This is a genomic window from Arthrobacter sp. 1088, assembly GCF_031455315.1.
GTDB lineage: Bacteria > Actinomycetota > Actinomycetes > Actinomycetales > Micrococcaceae > Arthrobacter.
Map to the genome: position 1 here is coordinate 33,791 of NZ_JAVDSM010000014.1, position 18,054 is coordinate 51,844.

General features: G+C 62.7%; 14 protein-coding genes and 1 tRNA gene. 11 read left to right on the plus strand and 4 right to left on the minus strand.

Annotated elements, in window-relative coordinates:
- Positions 1-23: 23 nt before the first annotated feature.
- The 3 genes from J2Y41_RS19480 to J2Y41_RS19490 all read right to left on the minus strand — a co-directional run bounded on the left by J2Y41_RS19480 (position 24) and on the right by J2Y41_RS19490 (position 5,857).
- Positions 24-4,556, minus strand: coding sequence for an ExeM/NucH family extracellular endonuclease (locus tag J2Y41_RS19480; RefSeq protein ID WP_309930966.1), 4,533 nt, complete (start codon positions 4,554-4,556; stop codon positions 24-26).
- Between the two features lie 224 nt (positions 4,557-4,780).
- Positions 4,781-5,566, minus strand: a complete 786-nt coding sequence (locus J2Y41_RS19485; protein ID WP_309930968.1) for a VOC family protein — start codon at positions 5,564-5,566, stop codon at positions 4,781-4,783.
- Positions 5,567-5,766: 200 nt separating this feature from the next.
- A tRNA-Ser gene (locus J2Y41_RS19490) sits at positions 5,767-5,857 on the minus strand.
- A 102-nt stretch (positions 5,858-5,959) separates the two neighbouring features.
- On the opposite strand from J2Y41_RS19490, the gene J2Y41_RS19495 reads away from it, so the two are divergent.
- From J2Y41_RS19495 to J2Y41_RS19530, 8 genes are all read left to right on the plus strand, one after another.
- Positions 5,960-6,943 (plus strand): NAD(P)H-quinone oxidoreductase, encoded by a 984-nt coding sequence (locus J2Y41_RS19495; RefSeq protein ID WP_309930970.1) that lies wholly within the window; start codon positions 5,960-5,962, stop codon positions 6,941-6,943.
- Between the two features lie 63 nt (positions 6,944-7,006).
- Positions 7,007-7,549, plus strand: coding sequence for a PadR family transcriptional regulator (locus J2Y41_RS19500; RefSeq protein WP_224094415.1), 543 nt, complete (start codon positions 7,007-7,009; stop codon positions 7,547-7,549).
- Positions 7,550-7,702: 153 nt separating this feature from the next.
- A complete protein-coding gene (locus tag J2Y41_RS19505) occupies positions 7,703-10,027 on the plus strand; it encodes a carbon starvation CstA family protein (protein ID WP_309930974.1) in 2,325 nt (774 codons plus the stop codon).
- A complete protein-coding gene (locus J2Y41_RS19510; protein ID WP_309930977.1) occupies positions 10,027-10,218 on the plus strand; it encodes a YbdD/YjiX family protein in 192 nt (63 codons plus the stop codon). Before J2Y41_RS19505 ends, J2Y41_RS19510 begins: the two co-directional genes overlap by 1 nt.
- 79 nt (positions 10,219-10,297) lie before the next feature.
- A complete protein-coding gene (locus J2Y41_RS19515; protein ID WP_224094421.1) occupies positions 10,298-10,939 on the plus strand; it encodes a bacterial proteasome activator family protein in 642 nt (213 codons plus the stop codon).
- An 8-nt stretch (positions 10,940-10,947) separates the two neighbouring features.
- The gene (locus J2Y41_RS19520) at positions 10,948-11,400 is read left to right on the plus strand and encodes a hypothetical protein (protein WP_309930980.1); all 453 of its coding nucleotides are present in this window, start codon (positions 10,948-10,950) and stop codon (positions 11,398-11,400) included.
- 120 nt (positions 11,401-11,520) lie between these two features.
- A complete protein-coding gene (locus J2Y41_RS19525; protein ID WP_309930982.1) occupies positions 11,521-12,360 on the plus strand; it encodes an aldo/keto reductase in 840 nt (279 codons plus the stop codon).
- A 156-nt stretch (positions 12,361-12,516) separates the two neighbouring features.
- Positions 12,517-13,473 carry an AsnC family transcriptional regulator gene (locus J2Y41_RS19530; RefSeq protein WP_224094427.1) on the plus strand — a complete coding sequence of 319 codons (957 nt, stop codon included), beginning with the start codon at positions 12,517-12,519 and terminating at the stop codon, positions 13,471-13,473.
- Here the strand turns inward: J2Y41_RS19530 and J2Y41_RS19535 are convergent.
- On the minus strand, positions 13,454-14,920 hold the full coding sequence (locus J2Y41_RS19535; protein ID WP_309930984.1) for an amidase: 1,467 nt from the start codon (positions 14,918-14,920) through the stop codon (positions 13,454-13,456). The two genes, J2Y41_RS19530 and J2Y41_RS19535, sit on opposite strands and share 20 nt — an antisense overlap.
- Before the next feature lie 272 nt (positions 14,921-15,192).
- On the opposite strand from J2Y41_RS19535, the gene J2Y41_RS19540 reads away from it, so the two are divergent.
- The 3 genes from J2Y41_RS19540 to J2Y41_RS19550 all read left to right on the plus strand — a co-directional run bounded on the left by J2Y41_RS19540 (position 15,193) and on the right by J2Y41_RS19550 (position 18,053).
- A complete protein-coding gene (locus J2Y41_RS19540; protein ID WP_224094431.1) occupies positions 15,193-15,969 on the plus strand; it encodes a DUF5058 family protein in 777 nt (258 codons plus the stop codon).
- A 73-nt stretch (positions 15,970-16,042) separates the two neighbouring features.
- Positions 16,043-16,774 carry a hypothetical protein gene (locus J2Y41_RS19545; protein WP_309930986.1) on the plus strand — a complete coding sequence of 244 codons (732 nt, stop codon included), beginning with the start codon at positions 16,043-16,045 and terminating at the stop codon, positions 16,772-16,774.
- Positions 16,775-16,823: 49 nt separating this feature from the next.
- Positions 16,824-18,053, plus strand: a complete 1,230-nt coding sequence (locus tag J2Y41_RS19550) for an amidohydrolase (protein ID WP_309930988.1) — start codon at positions 16,824-16,826, stop codon at positions 18,051-18,053.
- Position 18,054 lies beyond the last annotated feature (1 nt).

Consider the following 18,054-nt stretch of genomic DNA (forward strand, 5'->3'; position numbering starts at 1 on the left):
GGCGGGTCATGCGAAGGGGCCGCCTAGCCCCTCAGACACTTCTGGTACACCAACCAGGCCCATGCGTAGTGGAACCAGCCCACGGCGTCGTACCACTTGGACGGTTTGGTGGGCGGAGTGCATTGCGGAGGATTCGTGCCGCTCCCCGCAACCGTCACCAGGGCCTTCACGACGGTTCCGGACTCGACGGCGGTCAGCACCAATGTGCCACTGCCTGCAGCTGCCGCCGCGGGAACCTTGAGGTTCATTGTGGCAGTGCCTGCCGTTACCGGCACGGAGTCGAGCGTTATCGCCGCGCCCTTGCTGTCCACGAAGACGGCCCTAAGGGCGGTGTTGGCCGGGCTGCCGATCGAGGTGAGATTCAGCTTGGAGATAGCGAGTGCCATGGGCTCACCCGCTTTGACCTCTGCGGCGGTGGTGTTTACCACGGCAACTGACCGGCGCGCGAAGTCCGGAGACACGGGGTTGTGCTCACGGAGGTACTTGATCCAGGCATCGCGGTCCACCAACCCGGTGTCCTTCGTGTTGCTGCCTTCCTTGAAGATGCGGAAGTTGTCGCCGCCGGTAGCCAGGAAGCTGAACGTACCGATCCTGTACTGCCTGGCGGGGTCGATGACTGCACCGCCTACCCAGATGCCGGTGATGCGGTCGCCTTCCGGGCGGGCGGCGTCGTAGGTGTAGTTGACGTTCCTGGAAAGTCCAAGCTGCTGGTACGGGCGGCTGGGAACTGTTCCATCAACGTTGGTCTGCCACTGCTGCTCAAGAAGGGTCTTGAACTGGGCGCCAGTGAGGGAGGTAGTCCACAGGTTGTTCACGAACGGCAGGACCGCGTTGGCCTCAGCGTAGGTGATGGTGCCGTCCGGTGCGTAGTAGAGCTCGTTACGCAGGCCGCCAGGGTTCACGACGCCGATCTCCGCCGCACCCAGTTCAGGCGCCTGGAGCGTGTCCACCAAGGAGTCCGCTACCAGGTTTCCGAGGGTGGATTCGTTCGCGCGGTCGTCCCGCTTGGGGGTGCCGCCAGCCGGATCCGGAGTGAAGGCGGTGGTGATATCAGCTGTCACTGCGCCCACCGGCTGATTCCCGATCACGGCAGCATCGGCAAGAGCCTTGTCCACGATCGCCTTGACTGCGGCCACGCGAGGATAGGCGGCAACGAGGCTTTCCGAAGTGTCCGTGGTCCGATCCACCACGGCAGCTTTATAGCTTGTGACCGAATGCGTGGTGGTATCGATGGTGAGAGTAACGCTTCCCACGTTTTCGCCGTAGTTGCCGGTCTGCACAATGGGACGGGTTTTGCCGGTGGGTTGGCCGTTGGCGTCCAGCAAGGGTGCGTCCCAGGCGTATTCCTTGTGGGTGTGCCCGGTGAAGATGGCGGCTACGTCGGGGGTGGTCTCGTTGACGAGCTTGGCGAACGGTCCACCGGCTGCGACTTCCTGCTCCAGGGTGGCACCCTCCGGTGTGCCCGATGCAGCGCCGTCGTGGTTTTCCACGATGATCAGATCGGCCAGGTCTTGTGCCTTGATCTTTGCGGCCACCCGGTTGATGGCTTCCACCGGATCACCGAACTCAAGATCCGTGATGCCGGCGGGAGTCACCAGCGACGGCACTTCCTGCGTCACGGTGCCGATGACAGCCACCCGCATGCCGTTCATCTCCAGGACTTTGTACTCCGGCAGGACCGGAGTCTTGGTGCCCGCTTGGTAAACGTTCGCGCCCAAGTAGGCAAACTTGGCGTTGGTACCATCGGCGATGACGCGGTCGCGCAGATCCTGCCACCCGCCGTCGAACTCGTGGTTGCCTACTGCCGAAGCCCGGAGTTCCAAGGCATTGAGGACATCGATGGTCGGCTGGTCCTTGGCAACCGAGGACGCGAAGAGCGAAGCGCCGATGTTGTCTCCAGCAGAAATGAAGGCGGTTGCGCCGGGGGCGGCCTCGGCGCGGAGCTTCTCCACAGTGCCGGCGAAGAGGACAGTGTTGGAGTCGATCCGGCCGTGGAAGTCATTGATGCCAAGGAACTGCAGGTCAACAGTGGCCGGCACATCCGGTCCCAGGTTCATACCCACCACCACGGGGTCGTGATCGCTGGCGCGGAACTCGTCCCCGGCATAGTAGTTGGTCACATTGTTGTTATACCTGCTGTACTCCAGCGCCACGGACTCCACGGAGTTGATGTTCCAAATGTCGGTTCCCGTGACTATCCCGGCCGCTGCCGGGGAAGCAAGGATGTGGTCCAGCGAGCCCACCATGCCCCCGAAGAGGTAAGAGTGCTTGCCGGTACCAGCTTCAAGGTCCGCGTAACCTGCGCCAGTGAGGACATTGATGGGGTCTTCCTTGGCATAGGCGTTGAAGTCGCCAATCAGGAAGACCTTGTCTGTGCCCTTGGTGGCTTGGAGGTCCCTGGAGAAGGCGAGGAGTGATTCAGCCTGCTTTGTGCGGGCAATGTTCGAGGCGCCCTGGCCCTTGTCCGTGTCATCCGGCGTTGCAGCGGAACCCTTGGACTTGAAGTGGTTCACGATCGCGATGAACTTCTTGTCCTCGTCCGCGCCGACTGGCTTGAAGACCTGCGCCAGCGGTTTGCGGGCGCTTGCAAAGGCCACGGTGTCGTTGTGGATGATTGACTCCCCGACCGGCTCGGCTACGGCCTTCTTGTAAATGAACGCGGTGCGGATCATATCCTCATCGCTGGGAGGGGGGGCGTTTGCGGGTGTCCGCACGTAGTCCCATACGCCCGGCGTCTTCACATTGAGGGCGGCCACCAGCTTGGACACAGCGTCATCACGGTTCTTGCCGAACTGGGCGGAGTTCTCGATTTCCTCAAGGGATACGACGTCCGCACCTGCCTTGGTAATCGCAGCGACGATCTTGCCCTGCTGGCGTTGGAGGTTCTCAGCATTGGCAGCACCCCGGGCGTTGCAACCTTCCTTGACCGTGATCGGATTCCCGTCCCGGTCGGTGTAGAAAATGCAGCCGCTGAGCTGGTCGCCGGTAGTGGTGAAGTAGTTCAGCACATTGAAGGAGGCAAGCTTTAGGTTTCCGCCAACGTCAGCGGGGCCGTCGGGACGGGTTGTCGTGAAGCTTGCAGGCTGCACAGTCTCCGCATTCGTGGGAGTCAGCGCCGTGAGGGGCTGGAACTTCCAGGAGTTATTGCCGTAGCCCAGGATCACGTCTGTCCGGAATTGCACCGGAGAGCCCACGCGAACGGGATCGGACGTGGTCAGGTATGGCAGTTGCTGGGCCTTCGTGGTGGCGTCCTTGAGGAAGTTGGTGGACGCGCCGTCGTCGAGCTTGATGGCACGGAGGGCGTTCCCGGCCACCACGTCGGCATATTCTGCTGAACCATAGGTAGCGACCGCCGTCGGCTGCACTAACGGCGATGTCCCGGCCGCGAGGCCGATTTCGCCATACTGGTTCAGCGAATAGTTGTCCGTCACGGTGTACGGGCCTTGTGGGGCGACGAGCATGCCTTCAAGGGCTTCGCGCGCGGCCTCGTTGGCGGGCATCTCGAAGGCAGTGGGCTTTACCTCCGGCGCAGCTTCGCTCAGTTTCTGCAGGCCGGCAGCCTCAACCGTGAGCTGTGTCTGGTTGGCGAACTCGCTGACGACACCCGTGAGTTCCACGTAGTCGCCGGGCTGTACCGTACCCGCCGTCGTGGGGGAGTAGATGAACAAAGCGTCCGACGCCGTCCTGGCCGCCCCTGCGGCCTCCCCGCCGCTTCCGGGGGTTTGGACGTAGTAGCCGTTGAAACCTCCCGAAGCGTAAACGGCAGTTACCTTGCCACGGGTAGTTACCGTGCTGCCGACGAGCGGACTCGTGGCGCCGGTGCCTTGGATTTCGGGGATGGTCCTGGATCCTGGGTCCGGCTCGGGTTCCGCGGGCGGCGTCCCGCCGCCGGACGCCGTGGGCGTGATGGTGGCGCTCAAGCTGAAGTCGGCGGCATTGGAGTTGGTATCCACACCGTTGCTCCGATTGAGGCTTTTGACGTCAGTGTTGCCCGTGGGGGCGGTTGCTGCCGACGTTTCGAAAGTGTTTGATGTGCCGTAGCCGAGGAGATCCGCTATGGCGGCATTGTCCGTCACTGAGCCAGCGGCCAGGGGAGAAACCGCGTTGGCCTGCTTCGCCAGGACCAGGGTGCCGGCGGTTCCAGCGGGATTCAAGGTTCCGGTTGCCTGCACATCCGGGGCGGGCAGGGCCGGCGCCGTGGAGGTGCTGCTGTTCGTGGCTCCTTGGATCAGGTAATAGCCCTTGGCGGGGATGCTGCCCGTGAGCGGAGTGATGCCCGTGGGCGCTCCCGTGCCGGTTGCCGAGCGGTACTGTAGCGACCACCCTGCCAGGCTGACCGGAGTGTCCGAGGAGTTGTAGAGCTCTACGAACTTGTTCTTGAAAGCAGAGCCGCTGCTGCCCCCGCTGAGGTAGGCCTCGTTGATGACCACAGCCGAGGTGCCCGGCGGCGCCGACGGATCGTCGGCCGCAATTGCGGGAACGGCTGTCAGCGGAGCCGAGAGCAAACCAATCGAAAGGGCTGCTCCAGCTGCTGTTTTCCAGTGTTTTTGGTGCATCCGCTCTAACTTTCATTAGGAGCCCTGTGGGGCTCTTTGGACTACGCCCGCTGTCTTGTGAAGTGGGCGATATGCCGGAAGCTACTCCGGGTAAACCTGGGTATCGGGCATAGCAGAACACGTCGGAATGAACAGGAAGTGGACCGGTGATGGATGGAGGGCGCGCGGATCCTGCCGGCCGCCTCGGGTCAGGAGGTAGCCGCAGGAACCGAACGTTCAGGGGTTTAGCTGGCCGACGCCATGTTCTGGATTACCTTGAAGACGGCGCCGGTAGGGTCCGACAACGTGGCCAACCGTCCAAAGGGGGTGTCTTCTGCCGCTTCCATGACGGTAGCGCCCAGAGCTGTGGCCTGTTCCACCGTGGCGTCAGTATTGTCCACTGCGAAGTACACGCTCCACATGGACGGAACCTGCTCCGGGAGGAAGCCGGCAGCGTCCATGATGCCGGCCTTGGCATCGTCACCAGCGCCCAACGTGGTGTAACGGAACTCCGGCGTATCGCTCATGACGGCAGTTTCCCAACCGAAGACGCTCTGGTAGAAGCTGACCGCTGACTCGTAGTCCTTCGCGAGTAGTTCGTGCCATGCCGGGGCGCCGGATTCGGCAGCGACCTCATAACCCTTCATTTCCCCGAACTGCCAGGCCCCGATTGCAGCTCCTGAAGAGTCGCCATACATGGCCATGATGCCCTGTTCAGGAACATCCATGGGCTCCAGGAGGACTTGGCCACCATGGGCGGCAGCTGCCTCCGTGGTGGCTTTGATGTCGTCCGTGCGCAGGTACGTCGACCACACGTCCGGCATGGCCCCCATGTCTGCCTGTTTCTGCATGATGCCCGCAACCAGGCGTCCATCCTTGGAAGCTGTGATGTAGCCGCCGTACTTCTCCTGGTCGCCTGTCTCGTAAGTCCAACCAAAGAGTGCGTTGTAGAAGGACTTGGCTTGGTCCGTATCGGATGTCATCAAATCAATCCAGCACGGTGCGCCAGAGGTGATGTCAGGCGTAGGCATATGTGAGGCTCCTGTGTTCGTTCCGCGGCGGAAGCTACGGCTGTTTGTCGGCGGTTGTGAGGACAAGCAGAACACTATGCGGGGGCTATGACAGTTTCAATGATTTTCTGGGTGTCAGTTCTCAGATCCGAATGGGAGCCTGACTTCCGGCCCGGTTTTAAGCCAAAAATGCCCCGGGCTCGTGAACCCGGGGCATCTGCTGGCGGAAGGTAAGGGATTTGAACCCTTGGTACGGGGTTACCGCACACTGGTTTTCAAGACCAGCTCCTTAGGCCGCTCGGACAACCTTCCCTGCCTAGTAGTGTTTCATAGGGAGTTGGCTGTTCCAAAACATCACGTTCTCCAGTCCCTGCCCCGGGCCTGGATGTACAAGCAAGAAACCGGGAGTTCGTCATGAAAGCCGTCTATATTTCTGAACCAGGCGGACCCGAAGTCCTCGAAGTCCGCGACGTACCGGCTCCGGTGCCGGGCGAGGGCGAGGTACTGATCGACGTCGTGGCTGCTGGCCTCAACCGTGCCGACGTCCAGCAGCGCCGCGGCTTCTACCCACCGCCCCCAGGGGCTTCAGAGATTCCCGGGCTGGAGGTCTCCGGCCGCATTGCCGCCTTCGGGCCAGGTGTCACCAAAGCCTTCTCGGTGGGGGACAAAGTAGTGGCCCTGTTGTCCGGCGGGGGATATGCCCAGCAGGTCGCCGTGCCCGCAGAGCAAGTACTGCGACTACCCGATGGCGTAGACCTGGTCACCGCTGCGGCACTGCCCGAGGTGGCGGCAACCGTCTACTCGAACCTCATCATGACGGCCCAGCTCCAACCTGGGGAGACCGTGCTCATCCACGGCGCTACCGGCGGCATTGGAACCATGGCCATTCAGCTCGCCAAAGCCTATGGGGCCAAGGTTGCCACCACCGCCGGCTCTGATGAAAAAGTTGGCACAGCAAAGGCCTTCCTCGGTGCCGATATCGCCATCAACTACAACGAAGAAGACTTCCCTGAAAGCCTCAAGGCACAAAACGGAGGCAAAGGCGCAGACGTGATCCTCGACGTCGTGGGGGCCAAGTACCTGCAACAGAACATCGAAGCGCTCGCCGACTATGGCCGGCTGATCGTCATTGGCCTGCAGGGCGGGACCAAAGCCGAAATCAACCTGGGACAGCTGCTCAGCAAGCGTGCTGCCGTCATCGGCACTGCCCTCCGGCCACGCCCGGTGGCCGAAAAGGGCATCATCATGTCCGCCGTGCGGGAGTCCGTGTGGCCCATGCTCGCCGACGGCCGCATCAAGCCCCTGGTGGCCAAATCATTTCCGCTGGACCATGTCCGGGAGGCACATGAATACTTTGATTCCGGAGACCATGTAGGTAAGGTCCTCCTGCTCCTCTAACAACCACGGCAGCCCCGTTTATGCAGGACGTCCCCCACCAATTCCCCAGTAGCAAGGAACCTCATGTCCATCCGGCACAGCCTGCTTGCCCTGCTTCAGGACCAGCCCCGGTATGGCTATGAGCTGCGTGTGGAATTCGAGGACCGTACGGGTGCTGCCTGGCCGCTGAACATCGGTCAGGTGTACACCACGCTGGACCGGCTTGAGCGCGATGGCCTTGTCAGCAAAGACGGCGACGACGGCGGTGGTCACGTCGTTTACAGCATCACGGACGCCGGGGTTGCCGAAGTTGCGGCCTGGTTTGAGGGAGCCGTGGACCGCGACAACCCGCCGCGGAATGAGATTGCCATTAAGCTAGCCCTGGCCGTGACGCTGCCCGGGGTGGATGCCTCGGCCGTGATCCAGTCCCAGCGGGAGGTTTCGGTTCGAGCGCTGCACGAACATACGCAAACACGGAAGGCTGTCTCGGCCAACCAGCGGTCCTCTGATACTGCATGGCTTTTGGTGCTCGATTCCCTGATCTTTCAAGCAGAGGCGGAAGTGCGGTGGCTGGATCTTTGCGAGGCACGCATGGTCCAGTCGCAGGGCAACAGAGGGCTGAGTTAGTACGCCCGCCGCAGAGGTACTACCGCTTACCGCAAGACCATCGGGGTTCCTGTGTCACGCCCCACTTCTGTATGTCCACTTTGTTAGCGTGCCCTGACTGTTCAGCGCACCCGCGGCCACAACCGCAGCAGTTCTCAAGGAGGAGACACGGGCATGACCCCTGACCATACAGAACCTGGCCAAACAGAACTTGACCGCACGGAACTTGACCGCACAGAACTCGACCGAACAGGAGAAGTAAAGGGCGTCGATCCTGCGCTGCCTGCAACGGCCGTGGATGAATCCGTCCTGGATGCCGAGGACCGCAGGTGGACTCCGGCAAGGATCGGAATCTGGGTGGCGATTTCCCTGCTGGGGGCCGTGGCCTGGTTCATGCTGGCATTGGTCCGCGGCGAGACCGTCAACGCCATCTGGTTTGTTTTCGCAGCCGTGTGTACCTACCTGATCGGCTACCGCTTCTACTCCAAGGTCATTGAGCGATACCTCCTTAAGCCCAACGATCGGCGCGCCACGCCGGCCGAATACAAGGCCGACGGCAAGGATTATGTCCGCACTGACCGTAACGTCCTGTTTGGACACCACTTCGCCGCCATCGCCGGCGCGGGACCATTGGTGGGCCCGATCATTGCGGCCCAGATGGGCTATCTGCCCGGCACTATCTGGATCATCATCGGCGTCGTTCTTGCCGGCGCGGTGCAGGACTACCTGGTCATGTTCTTTTCGATGCGCCGCGGTGGCCGTTCCCTGGGTCAGATGGCCCGAGAGGAACTCGGTGTCATTGGTGGTACGGCGGCGCTCGTGGCAACGCTGCTCATCATGATCATCATCGTGGCCATTCTTGCCCTGGTGGTGGTCAACGCCCTGGGTGAGAGCCCGTGGGGCGTGTTCTCGGTGGGCATGACGATTCCCATCGCGCTGTTCATGGGCGTCTACCTGCGTTATCTTCGTCCGGGCAAGGTCATGGAAGTCTCCATCATCGGCTTTGTTCTGCTGATGGCAGCGATCATTGGTGGCGGTGCCGTGGCCGGCACCGAGTGGGGCTCTGCCTTCTTCCACCTGGACAAGGTCACTATCGCCTGGGGCCTCATCATCTACGGTTTCATCGCGGCCATCCTGCCCGTGTGGTTGCTCCTTGCGCCGCGTGACTACTTGTCTACGTTCATGAAGATCGGCGTGATCGTGATGCTCGCCGTCGCCATCATCGTGGTCCGCCCTGAAATCGACGTCCCGGCCTTTAGCGAGTTCGCGGGCCGTGAGAACGGCCCGGTCTTCTCGGGGGCGCTCTTCCCGTTCCTCTTCGTCACCATCGCCTGTGGTGCGTTGTCCGGTTTCCATGCGCTCATCTCCTCGGGAACCACGCCCAAATTGATCGAGAAGGAACGTCAGACCCGCTTCATCGGCTACGGCGGCATGTTGATGGAATCGTTCGTGGCCATCATGGCGCTGGTGGCTGCCATTTCGATCGATCGCGGCATCTACTTCGCCATGAACGCGCCACTGGCACTGACGGGTGGCACCGTGGAGTCGGCTGCGCAGTGGGTAAACAGTCTTGGACTGGCCAACGTCAACATCACTCCTGACCTTTTGGCCCAGACTGCCAAGGACGTGGGAGAAGAGAGCATCATCTCGCGCTCCGGTGGAGCGCCCACCTTGGCGGTCGGCCTGGCCCACATCATGCAGCAGTTCATTGGCGGCCCCGCAATGATGGCCTTCTGGTACCACTTCGCCATCATGTTCGAAGCCCTCTTCATCCTTACGGCAGTGGACGCCGGCACCCGGGTTGCCCGCTTTATGCTGCAGGACTCCATCGGTAACTTCGTGCCCAGGTTCAAGGATCCTGCATGGCGCCCTGGCGCTTGGTTGTGCACCGCCGTCATGGTGGGAGCCTGGGGTGCGGTACTTTTGCTGGGCGTTACGGATCCGCTGGGCGGCATCAATACGTTCTTCCCGTTGTTTGGCATCGCGAACCAGCTTCTGGCTGCGATTGCCCTGGCAGTGTGCATGGCCATTGCGGCCAAGCGCGGGGCTTTCCGTTACCTGTGGATCGTGGCTGTTCCCCTGGCTTTTGCCGCCGTCGTGACCGTCACGGCCAGCTTCCACAAGATCTTCTCGCCGGTTCCCGCAGTGGGCTACTTCGCCAACAACCAGGCGTTCGCGAAAGCCCTGGCAGATGGCAAGACGTCCTTCGGCACCGCCAAAACGGTGGAAGCCATGGAGGCGGTAGTGCGTAACACCATGATCCAGGGCGTGCTGTCCGTGATCTTCGTGACGCTGAGCATCATCGTGATCATCACCGCAGTGGTGGCAGCGGCCAAAGCGTTCCGTGCCGGGGGCGGTAAGGACCACGAGGATCCGGCAGTGGCCTCCAAGGTCTTCGCCCCGGCCGGGCTGTTCCCGACCTCCGCAGAGAAGGAGTTGCTCGCCGAATGGAACGCCTTGCCGGCCGGGCAACGGACACAAAAGGCGGGGCATCACTAATGCACGCCGTCGTCAGGGGATTCCGGGGCTTTGCCGCCTACATGAGTTCGCTCATGGGTGCCGACGCTTACCGCAAATACCTGGACCACTTCACGTCCACGGGCCACTCCGGTCCCGCCATGACAGAACGTGAGTTCTGGCGGGACCGGATGGACCGGCAGGACAGTAATCCACAAGGCCGCTGCTGTTGACGTGTAGTTTCGCTACGAACGAAGTCCAAAATCCGGTCCTGGACCCAGGTTCCCGTGAACCGCATGAGAGTATGAACGGATGAGCGATCTGAACAACATTCAGCCCACGGATGAGGCTTCGGACGACACCCCTGTGGAAGGAACCACCTTGGACGAGGGCACCACCACGCCCACAGAAGAGCATTCGGGCAATGCGGTACCTGTCAAGGATTCCAAGCCCCGGGGCGCGAACCTCCAGGAACTTGTTGACGAGCCGGCCAAGGTAATGAGGATCGGTACCATGATCCGCCAACTCCTTGAAGAGGTGAAGAGCGCACCGCTGGACGACGCCGCCCGCGGCCGGCTCGCAGAGATTCACGAGCGCTCCATCAAGGAACTCGAGGACGGATTAGCGCCGGAGCTCATCGAAGAGTTGGAACGCATCAGTCTTCCCTTCCCCGATGAGAAGGCGCCATCGGATGCAGAGCTTCGTATCGCCCAAGCCCAGCTTGTGGGCTGGTTGGAGGGCCTCTTCCACGGCATTCAGGCTGCGGTCGCGGCTCAGCAGGCCGCAAAGGCACAGATGCAACTCCGTCAGCTTCCGCCAGGGACTGTCATTGCGCCCGGCATTGTCATCGGCGAAAACGGTCAACCGCAGCGCGCCGCTGCACCGGGTGCGCCTGGTGCGGCGCCCCAGGGGCGGCCCGAAGATCCGGACCACGGCCCGGGCCAGTACCTCTGAGCTTGACAGTGGGTTTCTTTGGGGTCGTCCGGCAAGGGCGGAAGGACGATCTTGAGCTGGGTAAGGGGCTCTGGCGCCGCGCCCACGATCGCTTTCACCGCGGATTGGACCGGTACCATCAGGTCCTTGAGGGTGTCGACGACGACCAGCTTTACAACGAGCTCGTGGAGATCGCGAATGAGCTGGCCGAGTTGTCTCCTCGTGTGAGAACCATCTGCGTGGAAGCCCAAAAGAGGGCCCCGAGCGATGGCTTGGACGTTCCTGGTTCTCTAGCCGGTGTTCACCGCGCTCTTTCCAAGGCTGGGAATTCCTTGGCCACCACGGCCGAGGCAGCGGCCATGCTTCGGCTGGCCGTTGGCCCCGTCCCTGTGGGTGCATTGTCTGTCAGGCGCCGGGCGGAGTCAGTCTTCGAGCAGGTTGCCGACGCTGAACGCCAACTGCGGGCTCCAGAGGTTCAATAAAGCAAGCGTGTGCAAATACTGGCGCACGCCTATATTTACAGATTGCAAGCAGTTAAGCGGATAGCTGATCTCTGTAATATTTGGTGCCTCAGGCAACGCAATGCTGGCAGGATGACAAACATGACTTCGTCACCAACACTTACTTTCAACGACGGCAACACCATTCCCCAGCTCGGCTACGGGGTGTGGCAAGTTGAAGACGACGTAGCCGAAAAAGTTGTGCGCCAGGCGTTCGAAGCGGGCTTCCGCCACATCGACACCGCAAAGATTTACGGGAACGAGTCTGGAGTGGGCCGCGCCATTGCTTCCTCTGGCCTTTCCGCCGAAGAAATCTTCATCACCACCAAGCTCTGGAACGCCAATCAAGGCTACGAGTCCACGCTTGCCGCGTTCGAAGAATCCATGGACCGCCTGGGCATTGAGACACTGGATCTCTACCTCATCCACTGGCAGCAGCCCAAGCAGGACAAGTTCGTGGACACCTGGAAGGCCCTGATCGAACTCAAGAAGCGCGGCCGGGTCAAGTCCATCGGTGTTTCCAACTTCACCGTTGAGGGACTGCAGCGCATCATCGATGAAACCGGAGTTGTCCCGGCCATCAACCAGGTGGAACTGCACCCGTTCTTTAACCAGGCCGAACTGCGCGCCTTCAACGCCTCCAAGGGCATCCTGACGCAGGCTTGGTCACCGCTGGGACAAGGTGGGGAACTGTTGGAGAATGCCACGGTGGCCGAAATCGCAGCCAAGCATGGCGCCACCCCGGCCCAGGTAGTCATCGCCTGGCACTTGGCCATCGGCAACGTCGTGATCCCCAAGTCCGTTACGGAATCCCGTATCCAGGAGAACTTCGCCGCCTTGGGCGTGAAGCTGGACGACGCCGACGTCGAGGCCATCAATGGCTTGGACCGCGGTGCCGAAGGCCGCATCGGCCCCGACCCGGCAGTCTCCGACTTCGCCTAAAGCCGAAGCCTAAGCACGTGCCCCGCCCCGACCTGGGGTGGGGCACTCGCCGTTAACGCCCGACGCCGGTACTCGCCACCGGGGCGAAGCGCCCCGAAGTCCGTGGTGAACCTAGAGTCCGTGGTGAAATTGAGCGACGCAAGGGACGGAGTTCGCATGGTGGTGTTTGACGCATTGGAACGGCAGATTGTCGCTGCCCTCCAACTGGATCCGCGCTGTCCTTGGCGCAAGATGGCGGCTGTGCTCGGTGAAGCTGAGCGGACGGTGGCCCGCCGGGGATCGCAGCTCTTGGAATCCGGGGCCGTCGCCGTGGTGGGGGTGCGCCCCAGGCCGACTGCAGTCCTCGTGGAGATGCGCTGCACCCCGGGAACAGTGCGGGCGGCAGCCCAAGCACTCGCGCAGCGCACCGACACCACGTTCGTTTACACCACCACGGGCACCGGCGATTGCGTTGCCGAAATCCTCACCGAACCAAACCGCATGGGCGATGTCCTCTCCGATGAGTTGCCCTCAACCATCGGCCTGCGCGACTCCACCAGCTACCCTGTATTGCGCTACTTCCGGACGATCCGGGGCTGGCGGCCCGAGATCCTGACCACGGACAGGGCGGAAGCGCTTCGCTCGGGTTTGACGTCCGACTCAGGCATCCTGGAGCCCCTGCAGGAACTGAACCGCCAGGACACTGAACTGGTGGACGCGTTGTGTGCGGATGGGCGGATGAGTTTCGAGGCACTCGGGCGGCGGGTCGGCGTCTCCGAGGCTACTGCCAGGCGCCGCAGCGAGTGGCTTCTGGCCAACAACCAGGTCCAACTCCGGGCGGTGGTTGAACCCGCGTCCTTTGGGTTGGCAGTAGAGGCGTTGCTTTGGATCCGGGCTTCGCCGCAACACGTTGAGCAGCTCGGCAAAGGCCTGGCGGAGCTTCCCGTGGTTCGCTACGCAGCCGCGATCGCAGGCGACTACCAACTCGTTGCGGACGTGACCGTGGGGGACATGTCCTCCCTCTACCGCTTCATCACGGGCTCGGATTGGGCGCAGTATGCTTCAGGCGTCGACGTCTCCATCCTGCTTGATGCCCGTAAGCGCGGCGGACGGCTCATGCGGCCGTCGTCGTAAGGGTTGCAGTGCCCGTTGAAGCATTCGACCCGGCCTCAAGGACAGGAGCGACGGCGGCGTACCCCGTCTGCTGCTCGAAGGCGCGGCCCCACCGGAGCAGCTGCATATCCGTGTAGTGGTTACTGGCGAGCTGGAGGCCAATGGGCAGGCCGGCGGAGCTGAACCCGGCGGGCACGCTGAGGACGGGCAAGCCTGTGGCGGATAACAGGCAGGCGGAGCGCATCCAGTCCAGGTAGGTTTCGGAGGCCGCGCCGGCGACCTCTGCGGGGTAGCGGAGCGTCGCATCAAAAGGCAGGACCTGGGCGCAGGGGGTGGCGAAGAGATCGTAGCGCCCGAAGAACTCCTGCACGCTCTTTTCAAGCCGGGACCGGGCTGCTGCGGTTTCGATGAGATCGCGGGCAGTTAAAGCCAGGCCCTTGTTCACATTCCAATGGACTTCCGGCTTGATGACATCCCCGGCGCGTTCCAGGATCGGGCCAAGCCCGGCGGCAAAGTCCATGGCCCGCGTGTTGCCGAATACCAGGTCGGCCTCGCTGAAATCCGGTGTGGCCTCTTCCACGATCGCTCCCAGCTTCTCGAAAACTGCCAGCTGCCGCTCAAGATGATCAAGAATTTCCGGCTCCACGGGTACGCCAATCCCGAAGTCCCGTGACCAGCCAATGCGCACTCCGCGCATGTCGGTCTCCAGCCCGGACCGGAATACCTGCGGATCAAGGCCTGCCGGATGGGGAACGCGGGGGTCCTTGCCGGCGGTCACGGACATGAACAGTGCAATGTCTTCCACGCTTCGGGCCATCGGCCCGGTCCGTCCCAGCCATGCGTACGCGTTGACGTCGGAGGGCATGGGGATTACCGCCGTCGACGGCCTGAAGCCAACCACATTGCAGAAGGAAGCCGGGATGCGAAGCGAACCACCCATGTCGCTGCCGTCGCCGATGCTCTGGACGCGGGACGCGACGACGGCGGCTACTCCGCCGCTGCTGCCGCCCGCGCTCAGGGTGGGCGCGTAGGGGTTGGTGGTGGTGCCGAAGAGCTCGTTGAAGGTGTGGGACCCCGCTCCGAACTCGGGGACATTGGATTTTCCGGTGCTGACCACCCCGGCCGCCTTCAATCGCGCCACGATCAGATCGTCGGCGTCGGGAATGAAGTCGCGCAAGGCGAGGGACCCCTGGGTGGTGCGCATCCCGGCGGTGTTGTTGGTGTCCTTATGCGTCATGGGGAGGCCGTGGAGGGGCGGGAGTTCGGCACCGGAGGCGGTGAGCTGGTCGGCCTGGTGTGCCAGGTTCTCCGCTCCCTCCGGGTCGAGTGTGACCACGGCGTTGATGACGGGGTTCACCTGGGCGATCCGCTCCAGATGGGCTGCCAGGGCTTCGCGTGCCGAGACCTTCTTGTCCCGGATGGCGGCGGCGAGTTCGACGGCGGACAGCTCGCCAATGGTGTCAGTCATGGTGCTCCTTTGCTGGGTGTTCTCTGCCTGAAAGTGTGCCCCGTCACATCAGGGTGCGGAAGTCGGAGCTTTCAAGGAGGCCTCGTTTGACTGTTTCGGCCAATCAAATGGCTGATTCCGTCAGCTATTGTGTGTGATCCGGCTCATGGCGGAAGGTGTTGCTAACCCACTGGCCGATCTGGTCGTTGGGCAAGGATTTGCCCTTAGCGCAGTACCTACCGGACAAGGACGTCGACCGCGGACTGGCGCCGGGCACCAACCGGAGGTTCCCCATGTATCAACCCCTGGCACTTCAATCCCTCGCACTCCAACCATTCGCCGCGAACGGCTCAACCGACATCCTGTCCACCGCGAACAACCCCGTCCTGTGGATCTGCGTTGCCGGCGTCTTCGGCGTCATCATCATCCAGTCCCTCATTTTCATGAAGGCAGCCCGCCGCGCAGCTCCCTCCGTGAACATGAGCGCACAGGACATCAAGACGTCGTTCCGCTCCGGAGCCGTTTCGGCCATCGGACCCTCACTCGCCGTTTCACTCGTGGCCATTGCCCTGTTGGGGCTCTTTGGCGCGCCGGCTGTCCTGTCCAGGATTGGCCTGATCGGATCGGCCGCCTACGACGTATCCGCAGCCGGCATCGCCGCCGGTTCAATGGGAGCAAAACTCGGCGACGCCAGTTACACGCAGAGCGTCTTCGCGGTCGCGTTCTTCGCCATGAGCATCGGCGGCGCCATGTGGATGCTTGCCACCCTGATCCTGACCCCGCTGCTCCGCAAGGGCGACGCCAAGATCCGTTCCGTGAATCCGGCGGCCATGGCGATCGTCCCGGCAGCCGCCCTGATCGGCGCGTTCTCCTGCCTGGGACTCACCGAGCTGCCGAAATCCGGAATCCACGTCCTGTCCTTCGTTGTCTCGGCGGCGGTCATGGGTATTTGCCTGCTGTTGGCCAAGAAGCTCGGCAAGAGCTGGCTGCGCGAATGGGGACTGGGATTCTCAATCGTCATCGGCTTGGGCGCTGCCTACCTCGCCGTCGGTCCGGCCGTCGGTGCCTGAGCGCACGGCGCCAGCACCTGACCCCGACTCCCGCCCTGCAGCCAGACCACTGAGCACGAAAGGAACACCCCTCATGTCTTCCATTACTTCCGCTCCCGCCCGCACCAATACCGCCATGACGGACTTCAACCGCACCACGTCCCGCTGGGGACAGATCACCATGATCGGCGGATTGCTGATCTCCATCGCCGGGCCGCTGTATCTGGTCTTTGCCAGCGGCCTCGACATCGGCCCTGCCCAACTCTGGATCGCTTTCGCAGCCGTCGCCGCAACGTTCGGCATCATCTGGATCGTTGAGCCGCTCACGTACTTCCCGATCCTCGGGCCAGCGGCCATGTACCAGGCCTTCATGATCGGCAACATCTCCAACAAGCTCCTGCCGGCGGCCTTGATCGCCCAAACCAACATCGGCGCCAAGCCGGGCAGTAAGCGTGCGGAGCTTGCCGCCGTCGTCGCTATCTGCGGTGCTGCCGCAGTCCACCTGATCTCCCTCGCGATCTTCGTCGGGCTGTTGGGCAGCTGGCTGATCAGCGTCATTCCGCCGTCTGTACTTCTCGTGACCCGCCTGTATGTTCTGCCCACGGTTCTTGGTGCAGTCCTGGTGCAGGCCATCGTGTCCATGAAGCAGCCCCGCACCACGGTCTTCGCGCTCCTGGTCTCGGCGGTCGTCGTCTTCGTGGTGCTCCCCTTGGCGCCGTCGCTGGCCATGGTGTCCACCGCCATCGCCGTGCTGGGAACCATCCTGCTGGCGTGGTTCTTCCGCGGAAAGCAGGTCATGGAGGCCAAGCCGATCCACATCGAGTAGCGGCCACGCCCGAAACAACTCCCGACTGAAAAACAAGGAAGACAGGACCATGACCCAAACAGCTACCGCACTTCAGCTCGACAGCGAACAGACAACCAAGCTCCACTCGTTGTACCGGCGCCTTCACGCGCATCCGGAACTGTCCATGCAGGAGTTCGCCACCGCCGCACTGATCGAGGAGCAGTTGGACGCACTGGGCATTGAGCATTTCCGCTGCGGTGGCACAGGGGTGGCGGGAATCCTCAGGAACGGCGACGGTCCTGTGGTTGCCTTCCGTGCGGACTCCGATGGCCTGCCCATCGAGGAAGCCACCGGGCTGGATTACGCCAGCACTGACACCGGAACGCTGCCGGACGGCACGTCGGTTCCGGTAATGCACGGCTGTGGCCACGACACGCACGTGGCCAGCCTGCTCGGTGCCGCCGAGGTGCTGGCAGGGAACCGGGATGCCTGGTCCGGGACCCTGGTCTTGATTTTCCAACCGGGGGAGGAGACCGCGGCAGGCGCACTTGCGATGCTCGACGACGGGCTGTGGGACAAGGCTCCCCGGCCGGAAGTGGTCTTCGGGCAGCATGTCATGCCGCGCCCTGTGCGAACGGTCGCCATTTCAAGCGGTCCCGTGGCGGCCATGGCCGATTCACTCCGCGTCACGGTTCACGGCCAGCAGTCGCATGGCTCCCAGCCGCAGGATGCCATCGATCCAATCGTTATGGCCGCGCACATGGTCACCCGGCTCCAGGGGATTGTGTCCCGCGAGCTGGACCCGCGGAAGTCCGCCGTCGTAACGGTCGGTACCTTTCATGCCGGGCTCAAGGAGAACATCATCCCGGCGTCGGCGGAGTTCACTTTGAACATCCGCACGTTCGACGAGGACGTCCGCGGACTTGTCTTGTCCGCTGTCCGTCGCATCATCGAGGCCGAGGCTGCCGCATCCGGCGCGCCGAAGCCTGAGATCGAGGAGATGTACCGCTTCCCGCAATGCTTCAACGATCCGGACGCCGTTCCTGCCGTGATCGAGGCACTGCGCGCTCAGCTGGGGACTGAGTCGGTGGAAATCACCCCTCCGATGATGGGCAGCGAAGACTTCGGGCACCTGGGAACGGCGATCGGAGTGCCGTCCGTGTTCTGGATGTTCGGCGGAATTCCTGCAGCCGGGCACGAGGGCCCCGGTCCCATCCCCGTCAACCACTCGCCGTTCTTCGCCCCCGAGCTGGAAGGCTCCTTGGCCGGAGGCGTCTCGGCCGCCGTCGCCGTGCTGATGTCCCGGCTGGGCAACTGAG

What these genes read in the sequence shown, in the direction of transcription:
- J2Y41_RS19550 (WP_309930988.1), top strand. Translation starts at nt 16,824, where the DNA reads ATGACCCAAACAGCTACCGCACTTCAGCTCGACAGCGAACAGACAACC.
- J2Y41_RS19530 (WP_224094427.1), top strand. Translation starts at nt 12,517, where the DNA reads ATGGTGGTGTTTGACGCATTGGAACGGCAGATTGTCGCTGCCCTCCAA.
- J2Y41_RS19525 (WP_309930982.1), top strand. Translation starts at nt 11,521, where the DNA reads ATGACTTCGTCACCAACACTTACTTTCAACGACGGCAACACCATTCCC.
- J2Y41_RS19540 (WP_224094431.1), top strand. Translation starts at nt 15,193, where the DNA reads ATGTATCAACCCCTGGCACTTCAATCCCTCGCACTCCAACCATTCGCC.
- J2Y41_RS19515 (WP_224094421.1), top strand. Translation starts at nt 10,298, where the DNA reads ATGAGCGATCTGAACAACATTCAGCCCACGGATGAGGCTTCGGACGAC.
- J2Y41_RS19495 (WP_309930970.1), top strand. Translation starts at nt 5,960, where the DNA reads ATGAAAGCCGTCTATATTTCTGAACCAGGCGGACCCGAAGTCCTCGAA.
- J2Y41_RS19545 (WP_309930986.1), top strand. Translation starts at nt 16,043, where the DNA reads ATGTCTTCCATTACTTCCGCTCCCGCCCGCACCAATACCGCCATGACG.
- J2Y41_RS19480 (WP_309930966.1), bottom strand. Translation starts at nt 4,556, where the DNA reads ATGCACCAAAAACACTGGAAAACAGCAGCTGGAGCAGCCCTTTCGATT.
- J2Y41_RS19485 (WP_309930968.1), bottom strand. Translation starts at nt 5,566, where the DNA reads ATGCCTACGCCTGACATCACCTCTGGCGCACCGTGCTGGATTGATTTG.
- J2Y41_RS19535 (WP_309930984.1), bottom strand. Translation starts at nt 14,920, where the DNA reads ATGACTGACACCATTGGCGAGCTGTCCGCCGTCGAACTCGCCGCCGCC.
- J2Y41_RS19500 (WP_224094415.1), top strand. Translation starts at nt 7,007, where the DNA reads ATGTCCATCCGGCACAGCCTGCTTGCCCTGCTTCAGGACCAGCCCCGG.
- J2Y41_RS19510 (WP_309930977.1), top strand. Translation starts at nt 10,027, where the DNA reads ATGCACGCCGTCGTCAGGGGATTCCGGGGCTTTGCCGCCTACATGAGT.
- J2Y41_RS19505 (WP_309930974.1), top strand. Translation starts at nt 7,703, where the DNA reads ATGACCCCTGACCATACAGAACCTGGCCAAACAGAACTTGACCGCACG.